12 protein-coding genes and 1 pseudogene are annotated in these 20,146 nt (G+C 35.9%); 10 read left to right on the top strand and 3 right to left on the bottom strand.

Annotation, left to right across the window (positions count from 1 at the left end; translation table 11 throughout):
• Positions 1 to 98: 98 nt before the first annotated feature.
• Positions 99 to 2,198, top strand: coding sequence for a peptidylprolyl isomerase (locus tag FNW21_RS13505; protein ID WP_144257287.1), 2,100 nt, complete (start codon positions 99 to 101; stop codon positions 2,196 to 2,198).
• A gap of 182 nt (positions 2,199 to 2,380) precedes the next feature.
• On the opposite strand, the gene lepA is transcribed toward FNW21_RS13505, so the two are convergent.
• The gene (gene lepA / locus FNW21_RS13500) at positions 2,381 to 4,177 is read right to left on the bottom strand and encodes a translation elongation factor 4 (RefSeq protein WP_144257286.1); all 1,797 of its coding nucleotides are present in this window, start codon (positions 4,175 to 4,177) and stop codon (positions 2,381 to 2,383) included.
• A 477-nt stretch (positions 4,178 to 4,654) separates the two neighbouring features.
• Here lepA and FNW21_RS13495 point away from each other — a divergent pair, with 477 nt between their 5' ends.
• From FNW21_RS13495 to FNW21_RS13475, 5 genes are all read left to right on the top strand, one after another.
• Positions 4,655 to 8,461, top strand: a complete 3,807-nt coding sequence (locus FNW21_RS13495) for an Eco57I restriction-modification methylase domain-containing protein (RefSeq protein WP_144257285.1) — start codon at positions 4,655 to 4,657, stop codon at positions 8,459 to 8,461.
• Between the two features lie 11 nt (positions 8,462 to 8,472).
• Positions 8,473 to 8,598 carry a hypothetical protein gene (locus FNW21_RS16710; protein WP_262710627.1) on the top strand — a complete coding sequence of 42 codons (126 nt, stop codon included), beginning with the start codon at positions 8,473 to 8,475 and terminating at the stop codon, positions 8,596 to 8,598.
• 76 nt (positions 8,599 to 8,674) lie between these two features.
• A complete protein-coding gene (locus FNW21_RS13490; RefSeq protein ID WP_144257284.1) occupies positions 8,675 to 9,688 on the top strand; it encodes a PDDEXK nuclease domain-containing protein in 1,014 nt (337 codons plus the stop codon).
• A gap of 351 nt (positions 9,689 to 10,039) precedes the next feature.
• Positions 10,040 to 11,032, top strand: coding sequence for a tRNA dihydrouridine synthase DusB (dusB, locus tag FNW21_RS13485; protein WP_144257283.1), 993 nt, complete (start codon positions 10,040 to 10,042; stop codon positions 11,030 to 11,032).
• A gap of 271 nt (positions 11,033 to 11,303) precedes the next feature.
• Positions 11,304 to 11,480 (top strand): hypothetical protein, encoded by a 177-nt coding sequence (locus FNW21_RS13475; RefSeq protein WP_185963934.1) that lies wholly within the window; start codon positions 11,304 to 11,306, stop codon positions 11,478 to 11,480.
• A 107-nt stretch (positions 11,481 to 11,587) separates the two neighbouring features.
• Here the strand turns inward: FNW21_RS13475 and FNW21_RS13470 are convergent, their stop codons facing one another.
• The gene (locus tag FNW21_RS13470) at positions 11,588 to 12,787 is read right to left on the bottom strand and encodes an ABC transporter permease (protein WP_144257281.1); all 1,200 of its coding nucleotides are present in this window, start codon (positions 12,785 to 12,787) and stop codon (positions 11,588 to 11,590) included.
• 2 nt (positions 12,788 to 12,789) lie between these two features.
• Positions 12,790 to 13,182: a 30S ribosome-binding factor RbfA gene (gene rbfA / locus FNW21_RS13465; RefSeq protein WP_144257280.1), complete on the bottom strand. Its 393-nt coding sequence runs from the start codon at positions 13,180 to 13,182 to the stop codon at positions 12,790 to 12,792.
• Positions 13,183 to 13,430: 248 nt separating this feature from the next.
• On the opposite strand from rbfA, the gene FNW21_RS13460 reads away from it, so the two are divergent.
• The 4 genes and pseudogenes from FNW21_RS13460 to FNW21_RS13445 form a co-directional block, all read left to right on the top strand.
• Positions 13,431 to 16,589 (top strand): UvrD-helicase domain-containing protein, encoded by a 3,159-nt coding sequence (locus FNW21_RS13460; protein WP_144257279.1) that lies wholly within the window; start codon positions 13,431 to 13,433, stop codon positions 16,587 to 16,589.
• 90 nt (positions 16,590 to 16,679) lie between these two features.
• Complete coding sequence (kbl, locus tag FNW21_RS13455; protein WP_144257278.1) at positions 16,680 to 17,870, top strand: glycine C-acetyltransferase; 1,191 nt, start codon at positions 16,680 to 16,682, stop codon at positions 17,868 to 17,870.
• A gap of 112 nt (positions 17,871 to 17,982) precedes the next feature.
• Positions 17,983 to 19,467 (top strand): OmpA family protein, encoded by a 1,485-nt coding sequence (locus tag FNW21_RS13450; RefSeq protein ID WP_144257277.1) that lies wholly within the window; start codon positions 17,983 to 17,985, stop codon positions 19,465 to 19,467.
• A gap of 440 nt (positions 19,468 to 19,907) precedes the next feature.
• Positions 19,908 to 20,146, top strand: a pseudogene (locus FNW21_RS13445) (OmpA family protein); the annotation flags it as partial.

The raw sequence follows: 20,146 nt of genomic DNA, 5'->3' as shown, positions 1-20,146 counted from the left end.
AAAATAAAAATTCTTGTAAAATAAAACGCTACTAGTATAATTATTAATTAGATAATTGTATTTTCGCAAACTGAATTTAAAAATTAACAACAATAAAAATGGCAGTTTTAGCAAAAATTAGACAACGTTCCGCTTTAATGATAGCAGTTATTGCACTTGCATTATTTGCATTTATAATACAAGATCTTTTTAGAAAAGGAGGGTTTGGCACCAGTTCAAAAGATGTAGGGAACATCAATGGAAAAGATATCGCATTTGAAGATTTTAGAGTCAAAGTAAGTAATGTAGAGAAAAGTGGTCAAGGAATTACCTCAACTGCAGCTGCTAATCGTGTTTGGGATCAAGAAGTTTCAATCGCTTTACTTACTTCTGAATTTGATAAATTAGGATTGCGAGTTGGTGAAAAACACATTTTAGAAGTTTTGAAAGCAGATCAAAACATTGGAAAAAATCCATTGTTTATGAATGCCGCAGGAGTTTTTGATATTGTAAAATTCAAAGAATATTTCAAATCAAATCCAGAGCAAGCCCAATATCTAAAAGACAGAGAGAAAGATGCGGAACTAAACGCCAAATACCAACTCTACAATACGTTGATAAAATCAGCCATTTATACTACCGAAGCAGAAGGAAAATTGAAATATGAAATGGAATCCAACAAAGTGAATTTTGCTTACGTTGCTGGATTGTATTCTACCATCAAAGACAGTGATGTCAAAGTTACTGATGCCGAGATTACTGATTTCATGAAGAAAAATGAAAAAAAATACAAAGCAGACGAATCTCGTGAAGTTTCCTATGCTTTGATCGAAGACAAGGCCTCTGTTGCGGATGAAAATGAAATTAAAACCAAAATTGCTGGATTGTTAAACGGAAGTGTTGTTTACAATCAAGCAACTTCCAAAAATGATACTTTACCAGGATTTAAAGCCGCTACAAACACTGTTGAATTTGTAAATTCAAATTCAGATGTGCCTTATGATTCTACTTATGTTGCCAAAAAAGATTTGCCAGCTGTAGATGCAGACCAACTGTTTAGCTTGGCTCCAGGGGCTGTTTATGGGCCTTATAAATTTGGAAATTACTACTGTATTTCTAAATCTTTAGGAATGAAAGCTGGAGTAAATGCAAAAGCAAGTCATATCTTGATTAGTTACGAAGGAACGCAAGTGCCAAATAAAAAAGAGAAAAGAACCAAAGAAGAAGCTAAAGCCAAAGCAGAAGCAATTTTGGCACAAGTAAATGCCAATCCAGATAGTTTCTTGATGTTGGCTTTTACAAGTTCCGATGATTCTTCGGCGCAACAAGGTGGTGATTTGGGTTATTTTGGTCCTAACCAAATGGTAAAACCGTTTAATGATTTTGTATTTAGCAATCCTATCGGAAAAGTTGGATTAGTAGAAACTCCTTTTGGATTTCACATCATCAAAATTACCGATAAGCAAGACGGAATTCGTTTAGCAACGGTAGCTCAAAAAGTAGAAGCTTCTGAAGCTACGTCAAATAAAGTATTCGAACAAGCGGGTCAATTTGAGTTAGCTGTAGCCGATAAAGATTTTGACAAAGTAGCCAAAGACATGAAATTAACTGTCGCTCCTCCAGTAAGCGTAAAAGCAATGGATGAAAATTTTGGTTCATTAGGAAATCAAAGAACGATTGTAAGATGGGCTTTTGAAGCCGACACAAAAGTAGGTAGCGTAAAAAGATTTGAAGTAGCTAATGTAGGTTACGTTATTGCAAAATTAAAAAGCGAAGATAAATCTGGTTTAGTTGCGGTAACTAGCGCTAGACCTTATGTAGAGCCAATTCTTAAAAACAAGAAAAAAGCCGAATTGATCAAAGCAAAAATGTCTGGGACATCAATTGATGCCATTGCAAAAGCAGTAGGAGCTCCAGTACAACAAGCAGTTGCTGTAACAATGGAAAATCCAGTGTTGGCAGGTGGCGTGGGTCAAGAGCCAAAAGTAGTAGGAAACGCATTTGCATTAGCTGCCAATACACTTTCGTCACCTATTGAAGGAAATACAGGCGTTTACGTAGTTAAAAATCTAGCAACTGTAAAAGCACCAGTTTTAAAAGAACATGCAGCTTACGTTGCTAAATTAAAGGCTCAAAACGCAAACGATGCCAACAGAGTTATTCCTGCTTTGAAAGGAATTGCAAAAATCGAAGACAACAGAAGCCAATTTAATTACTAGTTGTTTTTGAAGTGAATAAAGGTTAATTCATATAAAAACCCGATACAATCATTGTATCGGGTTTTTTGTTTTAGGAAATTAAAAAAGAGTTCTTTCAAGCAATAAAACAAAAAAACCTGACAATTTTCATCATCAGGTTTTCTCTTTGTTCTTTTTTCTTTCTTCTTTGCTATATAAAAAGATTAATCATTCAATTTCAACACCGCCATAAACGCTTCTTGCGGGATTTCTACATTTCCTACCAATCGCATGCGTTTCTTCCCTTTTTTCTGTTTTTCCAATAATTTTCGTTTACGGGAAATATCGCCACCATAACATTTGGCAGTTACATCTTTACGCAAGGCTTTTATCGTTTCACGAGAGATTACTTTCACACCAATTGCTGCTTGAACAGGAATATCAAATTGCTGGCGCGGAATTAACTCTTTCAGTTTCTCGCACATTTTTTTACCAATCGAATAGGCATTATCAGTATGCATCAACGAAGACAAAGCATCCACAATAGTAGCATTCAATAAAATATCTACTTTGACCAAATTAGAAGTTCGCATTCCAATTGGCGTATAATCAAATGACGCATAGCCTTTGGAAACGGTTTTCAAACGGTCATAAAAATCGAATACAATCTCGGCCAACGGCATATCAAAAGTCAACTCCACACGTTCCGTAGTCAAATAGGTTTGGTTGGTAATTAAACCACGTTTTTCGATACACAAACTCATTACATTCCCCACATAATCCGCTTTGGTAATTATGGTAGCTTTTATAAAAGGCTCTTCCACATGGTTCAAACGAGAAGGCTCCGGTAAGTCGGAAGGATTATTGACAACAAGCGGTGTTTCTGGATGTTTCTTGGTATACGCCAAATACGAAACATTGGGAACCGTAGTAATCACCGTCATGTTAAACTCTCGCTCCAAACGCTCTTGGATAATTTCCATGTGCAACATTCCTAAAAATCCACAACGGAAACCAAATCCCAATGCTGCTGAGCTTTCTGGTAAAAATACCAACGAAGCATCATTCAACTGCAATTTTTCCATCGAGTTCCGCAACTCTTCATAATCTTCGGTGTCCACAGGATAAATTCCCGCAAAAACCATTGGTTTCACATCTTCAAAACCCGTAATTATATTGGTAGTTGGCGTTTTTGCATCCGTCAATGTGTCTCCAACTTTTACTTCTTTGGCTTCCTTTATACCCGAAATCAAATATCCAACATCTCCTGCCGAAATCACTTGTTTCGGAACTTGGTTTAATTTTAAAGTTCCAATTTCATCTGCAAAATATTCATTGCCGGTAGCCATGAACTTAATTTTTTGCCCTTTTTTGATTTGACCGTTTTTTACACGGAAAATAACCTCAATTCCACGAAACGGATTGTAATGCGAGTCAAAAATCAAAGCTTGCAAAGGCTCATCAACATTTCCTGACGGAGGCGGAATTTTTTCGATAATCGCTGCCAATATATTTTCTACACCAAAACCAGTTTTACCCGAAGCATGAATAATATCTTCCAATTTACAGCCAAGCAAATCAATAATATCGTCACTTACTTCCTCTGGATTAGCACTTGGTAAATCTACTTTGTTCAAAACCGGAATAATTTCCAAGTCGTTTTCTAGAGCTAAGTACAAATTAGAAATCGTTTGTGCCTGAATACTTTGAGCAGCATCTACAATCAATAACGCTCCTTCGCAAGCCGCAATCGAACGGGAAACTTCATAAGAAAAATCCACGTGACCCGGAGTATCAATCAAGTTCAAAATGTACTCTTGTCCTTTATACGTGTATTCCATTTGTATGGCGTGACTCTTAATCGTGATACCACGTTCGCGTTCCAAGTCCATATTATCAAGCAATTGTGCCTTTTCCTCACGGGCAGTTACCGTTTGGGTTGCTCCCAATAATCGGTCTGCCAATGTACTTTTTCCGTGATCAATATGTGCAATAATGCAAAAATTCCTTATATGTTTCATGTTGTAAATAATATCAAATTTTATGTCCTGCTGAGCGTAGTCGAAGTATGGGCGTGACGGCAGAAAAAGCCGTCGGGCTATACGCTACAAGTCCTCGCAAAGTTTCGCTATCGCTACACTTTGCTGTGGGCTTTCCACTTCTATCCCTCACGCGCATGCCGTAAAACGACAATTAATCTGCAAATATAAGCAATTTTAATAGTTGATTTTAGATTAACAATTCAATGTCGTTTACATAAGCCTATTTTTTATTCCAAACAACAGCGAATCCCACTATAAAAATCCATAAATAAACAATCTTTTTTTAGTTTCTGGTATAATTCTTCGCATTACAACAATCCAAAAAAAACGTTATACTTCTTTTTGCAACATTTTTTTCAAATATCGTTCAGTACTTGTTAAAAACTAAAAACTTTAACTCCTATTTATTGCCCATACTTTACTAATTTTAGGAATTAAAATCTTAATCTTTCAGAAATGCCATTATTCCAAAAATCGGTAATCGCAAAATACTTAAAAACTCAAGATAAAACGATACTTACAAAGCTATGGAATGACTTCAAAAATCATTTTCACAATCCGACTATCCAAGAGAATATCCGAAACAGCAAGGAAGAGCGATACCAAGAGGGATTTTTGAGGGATTTATTCGTAAAAATTCTCGGTTACAGCCTTAATCCTGATGCCAATTTTAACCTTACCACCGAATACAAAAACGTAAAGGACAGTAAGAAAGCTGACGGCGCTATTATTATCGAAGAAAAGGTAAGAGCCGTTATTGAACTAAAAGGAACGAACACCACCGATTTAGGAAAAATAGAAACACAGGCGTTTGGGTATAAAAACAACCAACCCGACTGTACTTATATCGTTACCTCCAATTTTGAGAAAATTCGTTTTTATATTGACAACGCTATAGAACACATCGAATTCAATCTCTTCACGCTTACCGAGGCCGATTTTGATTTGCTTTATTTGTGTTTGGGATTTGATAACATTGCAAAAAACATTGCCAAGAAAATCAAGGACGAATCGCTAAGCGAAGAAGACGTAATTACCAAAAAACTCTACAAAGATTACTCACTTTTTAAAAGAGAGTTACACCAAAATTTGGTAGAGTTGAATCCCGATTATGAGCCTTTGGAGCTGTTCAAAAAATCCCAAAAGCTTTTAGACCGGTTTCTGTTTTTGTTTTTTGGCGAAGACCGACATTTATTACCTCCAAATTCGGTTAGGCTTATTTTGGCACAATGGAATCAGTTAAGAGAATTGGATGAATACACACCACTTTACGACCGTTTCAAAAAGTATTTTGGTTATCTGAATACGGGATACAAAGGGAAACAATATGATGTTTTTGCCTATAATGGTGGACTTTTCAAGCCTGATGAAATTTTAGACAGCATAAAAATAGACGATAATTTACTCTACAACCATACGCTTAAGCTGTCCGAATATGACTTTGCAAGCGAAGTCGATGTAAATATTTTGGGGCATATTTTTGAAAACTCCCTGAATGAGTTAGACGAAATAAAAGCGCAACTCGAAGGTCAGGAAATAGACAAGACCAAAACCAAACGCAAGAAAGACGGTGTTTTCTACACCCCAAAATACATTACCAAATATATAGTCGAAAATACTATTGGTAAACTTTGCGAAGAAAAGAAAGCCGAAGTAAATATCATTGAGGAAGACTATCATAGCAACAAGGGGCTTAAGCCCCTTGCAAAAAAACTCAAGCAACCGTTACTGGAGAAACTGACCGATTATAGGAATTGGCTTTTGCAATTGACCATTTGTGACCCTGCCTGCGGTAGTGGTGCGTTCTTAAACCAAGCCTTGGATTTCTTGATTGAGGAGCATCGATACATAGACGAACTACAAGCCAAACTCTTTGGCGATGCAATGGTTTTGAGCGATGCGGAGAAAAGCATTTTGGAGAACAACCTCTTTGGCGTTGACCTAAACGAGGAAAGTGTTGAAATTGCCAAACTATCTCTTTGGCTACGCACCGCACAGTCCAATAGAAAACTCAATGACCTGAACAACAACATCAAGTGCGGAAACTCATTAATTGACGATGTTGCAGTAGCGGGAGACAAAGCCTTTAATTGGCAAACTGCCTTTCCGCAAGTTTTTAAAGAAAAGCAGAAAAAAGCATTTCATATTACAACTGCCATTCACGATAGTCGAACATCTCAACGTATGATTGACCATAAAGTACGAGAAAAAAGGGCAATGGGAACTATGCCCGAACCTCAAATAAATTATCTTACTGATGATGATGAAATGGTAATTGCAGAAACGGTTTCTACATTGGTAAAAGAACAAAATTTAAATATCTTGGGCTTTAATGTCTGTAAAGACCATATTCATATCATTTTAGTTTGTGAAGAGGAAGCGGTTGACGAGATTGTCAGAAAAATAAAAGGGCGTACAGCGAGAGAAGTAAATAAAAGTCATGGGGTAAATCCTGTCATCAACAAGGAATATCATAGTAACAATGGGCTTAAGCCCATTGCCAACGCAACAGAAGACAACAACAATAGGCTTCAGCCCATTGCCTCAAAAAAAGCAGAAAAAAGCGTTCCTCTATGGACACAAAAATTTGGTTGCAAAGAAATTGTTGACGAAAATCAATTGTCGAACACCATCGAATACGTAAAAAACAATAGAGCAAAACATAATTTGCCACCGCATAGCAACAAGGGGTTTAAACCCCTTGTCGAAAGTATCGCTTGTGACCATGATTATGCTTTTCGAGACGAGTACAAAGGTGGTTTTGATGTGATTATCGGGAATCCGCCTTACGTGAGAGCTGAATTATTGAGTATCTATAAAGATTATTTTTCCAAAAAATTTGAAGTCTATCATTCTGCAAGTGATTTGTTTTCGTATTTCTATGAATTAAGTGTTTCATTGATTAAAGACAATGGAATTATGGGATTTATCTCTAATACTTTTGATAAAACTAATGCGGGATTTGTTTTGAGAAATTATCTCCAAAGCAAAACAAATTTCGAAAAATACATCGATTTTACAGAAGTTCAAATTTTTGAAGGAGCTACAACTTATCCTGTTATTATTACACTAAACAAAAAACTAACTTCTAAAGAAAGGGAATTCGAGTTTGTGAAAATTCCTAAATCAAGTCAAGCAAAAACAATAGACATTGCACTTCATAAAAATGTTGCGGTAAACCAAGATTTATTATCAGCCGAAGCTTGGTCTTTTTCGGGTTCAAATGAGACTGTTTTATTAAAGAAAATATCAGATTTCCCAACGATAAAAGAGAAATATGGTAAATGCTATCGAGGAATTATTACAGGTTTAAATGATGCCTTTATAGTAAAAGGGGAAAATAACTCAAATCATATAAAACCTATTTATGAAGGGAAAGAAATTAAGAAATGGCTTACTCCAAATTCAGAACAAAACTTGATTTTTTTTGAAAGCAAATGGACTAAGAGAACTTACGGAAATGAAATTAACGAAAGCGAAGCATTAGAGAAATTAAAGATTGATTTTCCTAAAATAATGAAAATTCTTCTGCCTTTTGAAGACTTGGCTAAAAAAAGATATGACAAAGGCGATTTTTGGTGGGAATTAAGAAATTGCGCTTATTATGATTTATTTGAAAAGCCTAAAATTATATTTCCGAACCTTCAAAACTCAAATAAATTTGCTTTTGATGCTGAAGGTGTTTATATCAATGCACCCGCTGTATTTTTACCCGTAGCAAGTAAAGCTTTGCTGTGTATTTTAAATTCTAAAATTGTTTGGAAATTTCTATTGTCTATTTGTGTTGTAAGAAGTGGTGGTTATATTGAAGTAAAACCACAATATTTTGAACAAATCCCTATTCCTATAATTAATGAAGAGCAAGAACACTCTTTCATAGAAAAAGCAGATTTGATGCTAACACTCAACAAGGAGTTTCAACTCCTTGCGCAAAAATTCCAAAGAACCCTTCAAAGGAAATTTTTCGACATTACCGATGACAAGGGGTTTAAACCCCTTGTTGATGCTGTTACATTGCCCAAAAAACTGCAAGATTGGTATTTGTTGTCTTATGGCGATTTTATCAAGGAATTGGGCAAAAAGAAAGTAAAACTCTCTCTATCGCAAGAATCGGAATGGGAGGATTATTTTATCCAAGAACAGAAAAAAGCCATTACCCTAAAAACACAAATTGACAACACCGATGCGGCAATTGATAAGATGGTTTATGAGTTGTATGGGTTGACGGAGGAGGAGATTGGGATAGTTGAAAGTTCAAATTAAAGAGAAAAGTTATGGGAGCACTACTATTTATTTTGGTGTTATTTGTTGTTTTGGTTGGTGGGGGATGGTTATTCGGTAAAAGTATTGGTCAATGGATTTTTGGCAAAGACAAAGATGACAATTCGTATAATAGATAATGTGGGCACAATGGTTTATGGGATTAGTGGAGAAGGGGAAGAAGATTGTGAATGGTAATCGATAAAAAAATTAAAAATGGAATTAAAAAAAGAACTCATACACGAAATACACGCTATCATTGCTACGGCAAGAGATAGAGCCATTCGTTCTGTCGATACCGAAAGAGTGTTGATGTACTGGCAAATTGGCAAGGTGATTTTTGAGGAAGAACAGCAAGGAAGAGAAAGGGCGGGCTATGGTGATTTTCTTATAAAATCGTTAGCAAACACACTCGAACCTGAATATGGTTCGAGTTTTTCATATAGGCAACTAAACTTATTCCGACAGTTCTTTCGCATTTTTCCAATTGTGAACGCACTGCGTTCACAATTCAGCTGGACACATTATCGTATGCTTATTCGCATTGATAATGAAGATAAAAGAGAATTTTACATAGCCGAAACGACAAAAAATAATTGGACAGCAAGGCAATTGGAAAGACAAGTAAATAGCCAGCTTTTTGAACGTCTTTTGTTAAGCAATAATATAAAAGATGTGTTGGCGGTAGCACGTGAAGAAAAATACCCTACAGATGCCAAAGAAATCATCAAAGACCCGATGGTATTGGAATTTTTAGGCCTTAAAAGAGAAAGTGCCTACTATGAAAAAGACTTAAAAACTGCCATTATTACTCATTTGCAGGATTTTATTTTAGAACTAGGCAATGGTTTTGCATTTGTGGCACGACAAAAACGAATTCACATAGAGGGTGACGAATTTTTTATAGACCTTGTTTTCTTTAATCGATTATTACAATGTTTTGTTCTAATAGAAATAAAAACTACAAAACTCACACATCAGGATATTGGACAATTGCAAATGTATGTCAATTATTATGACCGATATGAAAAGCAGGAATTTGAAAACACAACCATCGGAATTTTGTTGTGTACCGACAAAAACGATGCAGTAGTAAAAATAACATTGCCCGAGAACAATTCGAAAATTATAGCCAGTAAATACCAATTGTATTTGCCAACCGAACAACAATTGATAGACGAAGTGAAGAAAGAGATTGAAAAGTTAAGTAAAGGGGAAACGGACATTTAATTTAATGGTAAAGGGTTTTAACCTTATTGACAACACGCGTTTTAGACAGTTTTATTTAACTTATCCAATAAGTATGGTAGCTCCGCACCTTTTTCAAGAGACTAAAAATAAGCAAACATCAATTAGTGCGTCAGCGTCGCAACAATTAGAAACCTAGATAATCGTTTAATTGCATTTGCCCAAAAGAAAAGAATTGCGAAAAGTAGTAGAAGACGAATTGAATTGCGAAGTTTAGGGTTTCGTAAATTTAAACCGCCTTTTTAATAATCTTTAACACCACAATATCAGTCCATTGTTGTTAGTCCGTTTTTTTAAGTCTAAAAGTTGTAATTTTGCAAAAAATTAAGGACGATGATCAAGATTGGCAACATTATATTACCCGAATTTCCCCTACTGTTAGCACCTATGGAAGATGTAAGCGACCCTCCATTTCGCAGATTGTGCAAACAACACGGAGCCGATATGATGTATTCCGAATTTATTTCTTCCGAAGGACTTATTCGTGACGCCATCAAAAGCCGAATGAAATTAGACATTTTCGATTACGAACGCCCAGTTGGAATCCAAATTTTTGGTGGAGACGAAGAGGCAATGGCACTTTCTTCAAAGATAGTTTCTACCGTAAACCCCGATTTGATTGATATCAACTTTGGCTGTCCTGTTAAGAAAGTAGTTTGTAAAGGCGCTGGAGCAGGAGTCCTTAAGGACGTTGATTTAATGATTCGCTTAACGCAAGCCGTTATCGACAGCACCCATTTGCCCGTAACGGTAAAAACCCGTTTGGGTTGGGATGACAATTCTATTAATATTGATGAAGTTGCCGAGCGTTTGCAGGATATAGGCGTAGCCGCATTGAGCATTCACGCCCGTACTCGTGCCCAAATGTACAAAGGCCATTCCGATTGGTCACACATTGCCCGTGTCAAAAACAACCCGAGAATTACCATGCCCATTTTTGGTAACGGAGATATCGATTCTCCCGAAAAAGCTTTAGAATATAAAAACGAATACGGCATCGACGGAATTATGATTGGTCGTGCCGCTATTGGTTATCCTTGGATTTTTAACGAAATCAAACATTTCTTCAAAACGGGCGAACATCTTGCAAAACCCACCGTTGCCGACAGAGCCGAAGCCGTGCGAAATCACCTCACTTGGGCAATGGATTGGAAAGGCGAACGTTTGGGTATTGTTGAAACGCGTCCTCATTACACCAATTATTTCAAAGGAATTCATTCTTTTAAACCTTTCAAACAAAAACTAGTAACCCTAGATCATCCCGAAGAATTATTTGCCGTTTTGAATGAGATTGAAGCTGAATACGCTGGATACGAAGTGGTTTAAAATTTGAAAAACTAAATTTTGTTTTCTAATTTTCATTATATTTGTGCAATCTAAAGAGATAAAAAATGAGTACGGTAAATCTTAATTTATATAATTTTTTAAAAACTGAATTTCACCTAACTGATGCTAAAGCAAAAGAATTTGCAGAAGCGATAAAAGAGGAAGTTCAGAACGATATAAAGTACGAAAATATTGACTTCAAAAGCTCCGTAAGAGAGGATTTTTTAAAACTCGAATTGAAAATGGAGCAGAATAAAACGGAACTTTTAAAATGGTTTATAGGAATGTTTTTTGCTCTATCCCTAATGGTTATTGGGCTTTATTTGAAATAGGATTCAATTTTTTTAAAGCTTTCAAACTAAAACTAGTAACCCTAGACCATCCAGAAGAATTATTTGCCGTTTTGAATGAAATCGAAGAGGCTTACGCAGGATATGAAGTGGTTTAAAATAGCAACTATTTTAAATCCATATCCTTAATTGCTTTTTTTTGATTCACTTAAAAAACACTGTCAAAATTAAAGTGAAATCTTCACAGAAAATCAGCGGTGAAACCTCAATCCAACAACTTTTTACTCACTCTACTGCTCGCAATCAACGATGCAATAAACCCAAGAATAACAATAGTTCCCATAACAAGCAACACGTTTTCTAGTGTAAAAACTACAGGATATGCTAGCGTAGGTGTAATCATAATCAATTGAAAATGCTCTTGCAATAGCACAATTAGAATCCCTAAAACCAACCCAATAATACCGCCAAAAACACTCAACAGAGTGCCTTGAAGCAGGAATATTTTTCGTAAATCTTTGATTTCTGTCCCTAGATTGAACAAGGTTTTTAGGTTTCCTTTTTTGTCCAAAATCATCATGATTAAGGCACCAATCAAGTTAAAAAGTGCCACAATAATAACAAGAGTAAAAATTAAATACACCGCAATATTCTCGGTATTCAACATTTTATAAAGCGATTCATTGAGTTGCGCTCTATTTTTTACTCTTATTTTCCGATTGAAAATTGTTTGAAGTTTAGTGGTAATAGCACTTTCATCGGCACCTATTTTTGTCTTAAACTCCATTCCCGAAATCTGGTTGGTTTGGTATTGCAGTAATTCTTGCGCCAAACCCAAGTCGGCAAAAACATATTTCGAATCCAAGTCTTCGCTGATGGCATAAATCCCCACAGGCAGCAAATCAGTGGTGTTGAAGGCATCTTGCGGATTTTCGATTGCTCCTTTTCCGGGTTTTGGCGCCATCACCTCGAGTAAATTATTGAAATCCAACAATCCCATCGAAAATTTTTGGGCAATTCCGTACCCAACAACCACTTGGTAGGTATCGGGTTTGAACCATTGCCCGTTGAAAAGTTTTTGTTGAATCGCATTTACTTTCGTAAAATTAGCATCAACTCCTTTCAAGTACGTTACTTCCTGCTTGCCATTAAAGGTAAACAAAACCCGTTCTTCGATGATTTTGGTGTAGGATGCCACACCCTCAATGTGCTTAATTTGGTTTTCTTGTTGGGGCGAAACCAAAAACGATTTCCCCAACGTACTGCTTATTTTTAAGTCCGGATCAATAGCATTGGTAAACGAAAGACTAAAAACTTTTAAACCACTAAAAACCGACAATACCACAAACAAAGCCATGGCACCCACAATAATTCCCATGCTAGCAATACGATTAATGATATTGATAGCATTATTTTTGCTGTTGCTAAAAATATACCGTTTGGCTATGTAAAGGGGAAAATTCAAGTTTAAGAATGTCTGCGTTTTTCTAGTAAATCCCTGTTTTCAATAGGGTTTTCTTGGTTTTTCAAAGCATTGTCAATCTTCTCGATGTAGTCCAAAGAGTCATCAATAAAGAAAACCAAATTAGGTACTTTGCGCAATTGCAAGCGCACCCGTTGCGATAAATCATGTTTTATCAAAGTCGAATTGGTTTTAATCGCTGCCAAAGTTTCCTTGGCTTTCTCCTGCGGAAAAATGCTTAAATGTACCGTCGCTACTGATAAATCAGAAGTTACAACTACCTTGGATACCGAAATTATCAAATTTGTAACTCCGTTTTTTCTCACTTCACCTTGCAAAATGTCAACCAAATCTTTTTGGATCACACCGCCTATTTTTTTCTGTCTATTTGTTTCCATGCTGCAAAAATACTACTTTTAAATTTTATTCGAACAAATTTTAAAAGCAACCTAGGGATAGTTGCGTTTTTTCAAGCTATTTCCTGCTGTATGCTACAAACGAAGTTCACTGAACTCCTTGAAAATAAACGCAAAGTGACGTAATCTTATGAGCCGAAACCCGACTCATGAGGATTTTCACTTCCATTAGGGCTAGGGTATTTGATACAAAAAAATCTAAAATCATTAATCATCAATCAAAAATATAGATGCAAAGACCCTCCTTCTCCATATACGACGCCTCGGCGGGATCCGGAAAAACTTACGCACTGGTCAAAGAATACCTTAAAATTATTCTTGTTGCCAAAAAAAATGATGCCTACCGCAACATTCTGGCCATAACGTTTACCAACAAAGCGGTTCACGAAATGAAGTCCAGAATCGTAGGCAGTTTATCTGAATTTGCCAAGGACGAACCTAGCGAAAAAGCACAGGATTTGATGCAAGATTTAGCCGTTGACACGGAGCTTTCGATTATTCAAATCAAGACCAAATCCCAACAAATAATCAAGCATATCATTCATAATTATGCTGCTTTTGATATTTCGACCATCGATAAATTTACGCACAAAGTCATTCGGGCGTTTGCCCATGATTTGGGTTTACCCATGACTTTTGAAGTGACTTTAGACACCGAAAATCTTCTTATTGAAGCCGTTGATGCCATCATAGCACAAGCTGGCGAGGATGAAACCTTGACCAAATTGCTCATTGATTTCACGATGGAAAAAACCGATGACGATAAATCTTGGGATATTTCACGAGAAATTCTCGAAACAGGACGGTTGGTTTTGAACGAAAATAACAGAAACGAAATTACCCATTTTCAGGACAAATCCATTGGTGATTTTATCGAAATTAAAACCAAATTAGCAAAACTGTGTACCGTTTTAGAAAAGGAAAGTGCCGATTTTGCCACCGAAGCATTAGCGCTTATAGATAAAAATGGTATTGATATTAAATCCTTTTCGGCAGGACATTTTCCCAAGCATTTATTGAGCATTCAAGAAGGAAAATTCAATCCTAAAAACAAAACCTACCACGAATTTGACGACATAAAAATCAATAAAACCGCCAAAGACAGAGCGATTATCGAAAACATAATTCCTGATTTATTGCAGTTTTTAGCTCGTATTTATAAAGCTTTTGAAAAGATAAATTTTTATAAGGCGTTCCTGAAAAACATCACGCCTTTGTCGTTATTGAACACCGTTAGCAACGAATTGGCTAAAATTCAAGAGGAACAAAACGTGCTTTCTATCTCGAAATTCAACGCTATTATTTACAGGGAAATTCAAAACCAGCCTGCCCCTTTTATTTACGAACGATTGGGCGAACGCTACCGCCATTTTTTTATAGACGAATTTCAGGACACGTCCGAGATGCAATGGCAAAACCTGATTCCGCTTATTGACAACGCCACATCCAGCGAAATTGATGGCGAAAAAGGAACGTTGATGATTGTGGGCGATCCTAAACAATCTATTTACCGCTGGCGTGGTGGCAAAGCGGAACAATTTATTGCCTTGAGCAAAGACCAAAATCCATTTAATAATCCCGAGAAAGTACTGGAACATCTCGATAAAAATTACCGCAGTTACTCCGAAGTGATTGCTTTCAACAACCGGTTTTTTAAGCTTTTGTCAGCAGATTTTAAGGAGGAAGATTACAAGGATTTATATGAAAATCACAGCCATCAAAAACCAAATTCCAAAACGGGCGGTTATGTGAATATTTCTTTTTTACCAGAAATCGAAAAAACAGACGATGACGATGAGGAAGCTTTAGACAAAACCGATTTGTATGTTTTGGGGACTTTAAATACGATTATAAAAGTACGTCAAAAAGGGTTCAAATACAGCGATATAGCCGTTTTGATTCGGCATAAAAAAAACGGAACTGCCATTGCCAATTACCTTATCGAGCAAGGCATTCCCATACTTTCGTCCGAGACTTTGTTGATTCAAAATGCCACCGAAGTTCGCTTCATCATTCATTTATTAAAATATTTGAATAACAATGCCGATTTAGAATCAAAGGCGTATTTCTTGGAATATTTAGCTCAAAATAATACAACAGGAATGGGAATTCATGATTTTATTTCGGAAGGAATGAAACAAGTAAAGGAATCCGATTTTGAGCAATGGTTGCTTCAATTTGACATTGAATTAACCTTTGAAAACATGCGCAAGAAAGCACTTTATGAAGCGGTAGAAATCATAATTTCAAAATTTTTGACCCTAAAAAATGGAAATGCGTATTTGCAACATTTTCTAGATATTGTTCTCGAAAGAGACATTCGCAACCAAGCAGGAATCGTTGACTTTTTGGATTTTTGGAGCAAAAACTCCGAGAAATTCCGAATTCCATCGCCAGAAGGAAGCGATGCCGTTCATATTATGACCATTCACAAATCCAAAGGATTGGAGTTTCCTGTGGTGATTTTCCCTTTTGCAGAAGAAAATTATAGTTCCCAAAGAAAGGATAAACTTTGGATAAATTTTGAGGAAGAAAATATCAATTTACCTAAAGTTTTGATTGATAATAGCAAAGCGGTAGAAGGTTTTGGCAAAGAAGCAAAATTGGTTTACGATCAAAAAATAGAGGAGCAATTACTGGATAATATTAATGTTTTGTATGTGGCTTTGACCAGAGCCGAGGAGCAATTGTATGTCATTTCGCAAAATTTCAAACCCAATAAAGAAGGCGTTTTCCCTAATAATATGGCTACTTTTTTTATTCATTATTTAATTCATTTGCAACTTTATAGCGAGGACCAATTGGAATACCATTTTGGAGAATCTAAAAAATTGTCAGCCGAAAGTCAAAAATTAAAAGAACTAAAAGTGATTCCGTTTGTTTCTAGAATTTTAGACCCCAAAAACATAAAAATTGCCCAACGCGAATCGCTCATGTGGGGAACGCATCAGCAAGAAGCCATTGAATACGGTAATGTAATTCACGAAATTTTATCGTTTGTAAAAACCAAAACCGACGTGGATTTGGCCATTACAAAAGCCATCGAAAACGGGTTGATTACTTTTAATCAAAAGGAAACCGTTGCTAAAACGATTTTAGAAATTGTAAATCATCCGGAACTTTCTAGCTATTTTGAAGCTGGAAATGAAGTGCTGAATGAGCAAACAATTATTCAAAAAGAAGGAACTACCATCAAGCCAGACCGAATGGTGGTGACCAAAAAGCGAGACGTTTTTCTGTTAGATTATAAAACGGGAAGCCATCAGCCCAAATACCAAACGCAATTAGAAAACTACCAACAAGCCATTGAAAAAATGGGTTTGAAAGTGGTCAAGAAAGCACTTGTATATATAGGAGCAAAAATTGCTGTTGTAAATTTAGCATCCTAGTCACCAAAGAAAGAAATTGGAAGCTACAAAAACGTATTTTTGTATTGTTCAATGTGTCACTTTAAATTGTAAACCAAAAGAATTAAAATCATGTACGGAAAAATTCAACACTACTTGCAATCCGAACTTCAAAGTATAGAAGACAACGGAATTTTCAAATCGGAGCGAATTATTACTTCGCCACAAGGAGCCGAAATCATTGTAAATGGCAAAACGGTTTTGAATTTTTGTTCTAATAATTATCTTGGATTGTCGTCACATCCCGAAGTAATTCAAGCGGCAAAAGACGCTTTGGATTCGCATGGTTTTGGAATGTCATCGGTGCGATTCATTTGTGGCACGCAGGATATTCATAAAAAATTAGAAAAAAAAATAGCTGATTTCTACGGCACCGAAGATACAATATTGTATGCCGCAGCATTTGATGCCAATGGCGGCGTTTTTGAACCCTTGTTAGGCGAATTGGATTGTATCATTTCGGACAGTTTGAATCATGCTTCAATAATTGATGGGGTTCGTTTGTGTAAAGCGGCACGATATCGATACGAAAACTCGAATATGGAGGATCTCGAAAAGCAATTAATAGCAGCTACCCAAAAAGGAACTCGTTTTAAACTCATAGTTACCGATGGCGTTTTCTCTATGGATGGCGTGGTAGCACCGCTAGATAAAATTTGCGATCTAGCCGATCAATACGACGCAATGGTCATGGTCGATGAATGTCATGCTGCCGGTTTTATAGGTGCAACGGGCAAAGGAACACTAGAAGCCAAAGGAGTATTGGGTAGAGTTGATATCATAACAGGCACTTTAGGCAAGGCACTTGGTGGAGCAATGGGGGGTTATACAACTGCCAAGAAAGAAATTATTGAAATTTTGCGGCAGCGTTCCAGACCGTATTTATTTTCCAATTCGTTAGCACCAGCAATAGTTGGAGCATCTATAAAGGTTTTCGAATTGCTAGAAAAAGACAATTCTTTGCGAGACCAACTGGAATGGAATACCAATTATTTCAAAAACGGAATGATAAAAGCAGGTTTTGACATCATAAATGGTGACTCCGCAATTGTTCCTGTAATGCTTTATGAAGCCAAATTAGCACAAAATATGGCAAATGAATTATTAAAAAGAGGGATTTATGTAATTGGGTTCTTTTTTCCTGTAGTGCCAAAAGAGAAAGCTAGAATTAGAGTGCAACTATCTGCAAGTCATACAAAACAGCATTTAGATACCGCAATAGAAGCATTTATAGCCGTAGGAAACGAACTTAAATTGCTTTAATAGTTAAATTTTTTTCAGTTTGTAGGTTTTTTTTAACATTTCATTTTGTATTTTAAAAATTACGTATTACTTTTGCCTGTAATTAACTAAATTGTAATTAAAAAATTTAAGTATGAAACACCTTAACAAACTTTTAGTTGCTGCTTTAATGGTGATGGGTTTAACTTCTCACGCACAAGACAGTAACAACCCATGGGCAGTCTCAATAGGAGTTAATGCCGTAGACACAAGAACAAGTGCAAGTAATGGCAAATTAGGCTTTTTTGAGAAGCATTTCTCTCAACCATTTGCTGTAAAAGACAATTGGAACATCCTTCCTTCTGTATCCTATTTAAGCGTTTCTAGATATGTAGGCTCTGGATTTACTTTCGGACTTGCTGGATCTGTTAACAAAATCACTAAAGCTGTTTATTATGATATTTCAAATAGTCATGCCGCTATTAGAGATTCAAGATTTATCTATGTAACTAATCCTGGTGATTTAATGTATTATGGTGTTGATGGTACCGTAAAATACAGTTTCATGGAATTAATTAAATCAAAAGTAATCGATCCAGATCTTCATGTTGGTGGTGGTTATACTTTCCTAGGAAAAGATAGCTATGGTACTGTAAATATGGGTTTAGGTTTGACACTATGGTTTACTGAAAATGTAGGTCTTTCTTTCTCTTCTACTTACAAAAAATCGTTTGGAGATAGAGAAGATAATATGGGAGTAATTGATTCTCCTTCATATGTACAACACGTTTTAGGTCTTACTTTCAAATTTGGAGGAAAAGATACAGACGGAGATGGTATTTATGACAAAGACGACGCTTGTCCTGAAGTTGCTGGTTTGAAACAATTCAACGGTTGTCCTGATACAGATGGAGACGGAATCATTGACGGTAGCGATGCTTGTCCTGAAGTTGCTGGTTTAGCTGCTTTGAACGGTTGTCCTGATACTGATGGAGACGGAATTGCTGATAAAGATGATGCTTGTCCTGAAGTTGCTGGTTTAGCTGCTTTCAAAGGATGTCCTGATACTGACGGAGATGGTCTTGCTGATAAAGATGACAAATGTCCTACTGTAGCTGGCCCTATAGCTAACCAAGGATGTCCAATATTAGATGCAGACAAAGATGGTGTTCCAGATACTGAAGATGATTGTCCTATAGTGGCTGGTCCTGCTAGCAACAAAGGGTGTCCAGAACTAACTCAAACTGATGTTGAAGCACTTAGAGTTAATGCAAGAGCTATTTATTTTACATCAAGTAAAGCTACTTTAAGCGATGCTAGAAAAGGTGAAAACTCTACTAGATTAGATGCTATCAAAGAAATACTAAAAAACTACCCAACTGCTAAATTCAGTATTAATGGTCACACTGATAGTACAGGTTCTGACAAATTAAACCAAAAACTTTCTGAAGATAGAGCTAAAGTTGTTGTTGACGCTTTAATTGCAAGAGGAATTTCTGCTGCTAATTTAGAGTCTCATGGTTATGGAGAAACGCAACCAGTTGCTTCTAATAAAACTAAAGAAGGTAGAGCTACAAACAGAAGAACAGAAGTTATTTATGTTGGTGGTGTTGATGGAATGAAAGTTAATATCAAATAATATTAAAAAAAAATATTTTAAAAAGCCGTTCTTAATTGAACGGCTTTTTTTTATTTATAAAACGCAAACAAAAACGTGTTTGAGTAAATACATCATCATTAATCTAAATTTATTGTCTATTTATAAAATTACACACGCCTTGTGTTTTTGAATAATTTTCGATTTTAATTCAATAATCTTATGCTTGATCATTATTTCTCAATTAATAGGGATTAAAATTTTGTTTTTTACAAAATGTTTTAATGCAAAATAAATACTGCTTTTTTATTAATAAAAAACAGTACTTTTACCGAATATTTCAAACCTATATCGGTTTGTACATATAAAAGAAAATTAAAATACTCGAATGGAAACAAAAATAAAGATTGCATCTTTTTTTACTATTTGACATGATTTAATCTTCAAAATTTTATTAATTAAAAAACTTAACAAATTTAAGTATGAAACACCTTAACAAACTTTTAGTTGCTGCTTTAATGGTGATGGGTTTAACTTCTCACGCACAAGACAGTAACAACCCATGGGCAGTCTCAATAGGAGTTAATGCCGTAGACACAAGAACAAGTGCAAGTAATGGCAAATTAGGCTTTTTTGAGAAGCACTTCTCTCAACCATTTGCTGTAAAAGACAATTGGAACATCCTTCCTTCTGTATCCTATTTAAGCGTTTCTAGATATGT

Source organism: Flavobacterium restrictum, from assembly GCF_007097245.1.
Taxonomy (GTDB): Bacteria; Bacteroidota; Bacteroidia; order Flavobacteriales; family Flavobacteriaceae; genus Flavobacterium; species Flavobacterium restrictum.
The sequence above is the reverse complement of the archived record's forward strand: the minus strand, read 5'-3'. Positions and strand labels throughout refer to the sequence as shown.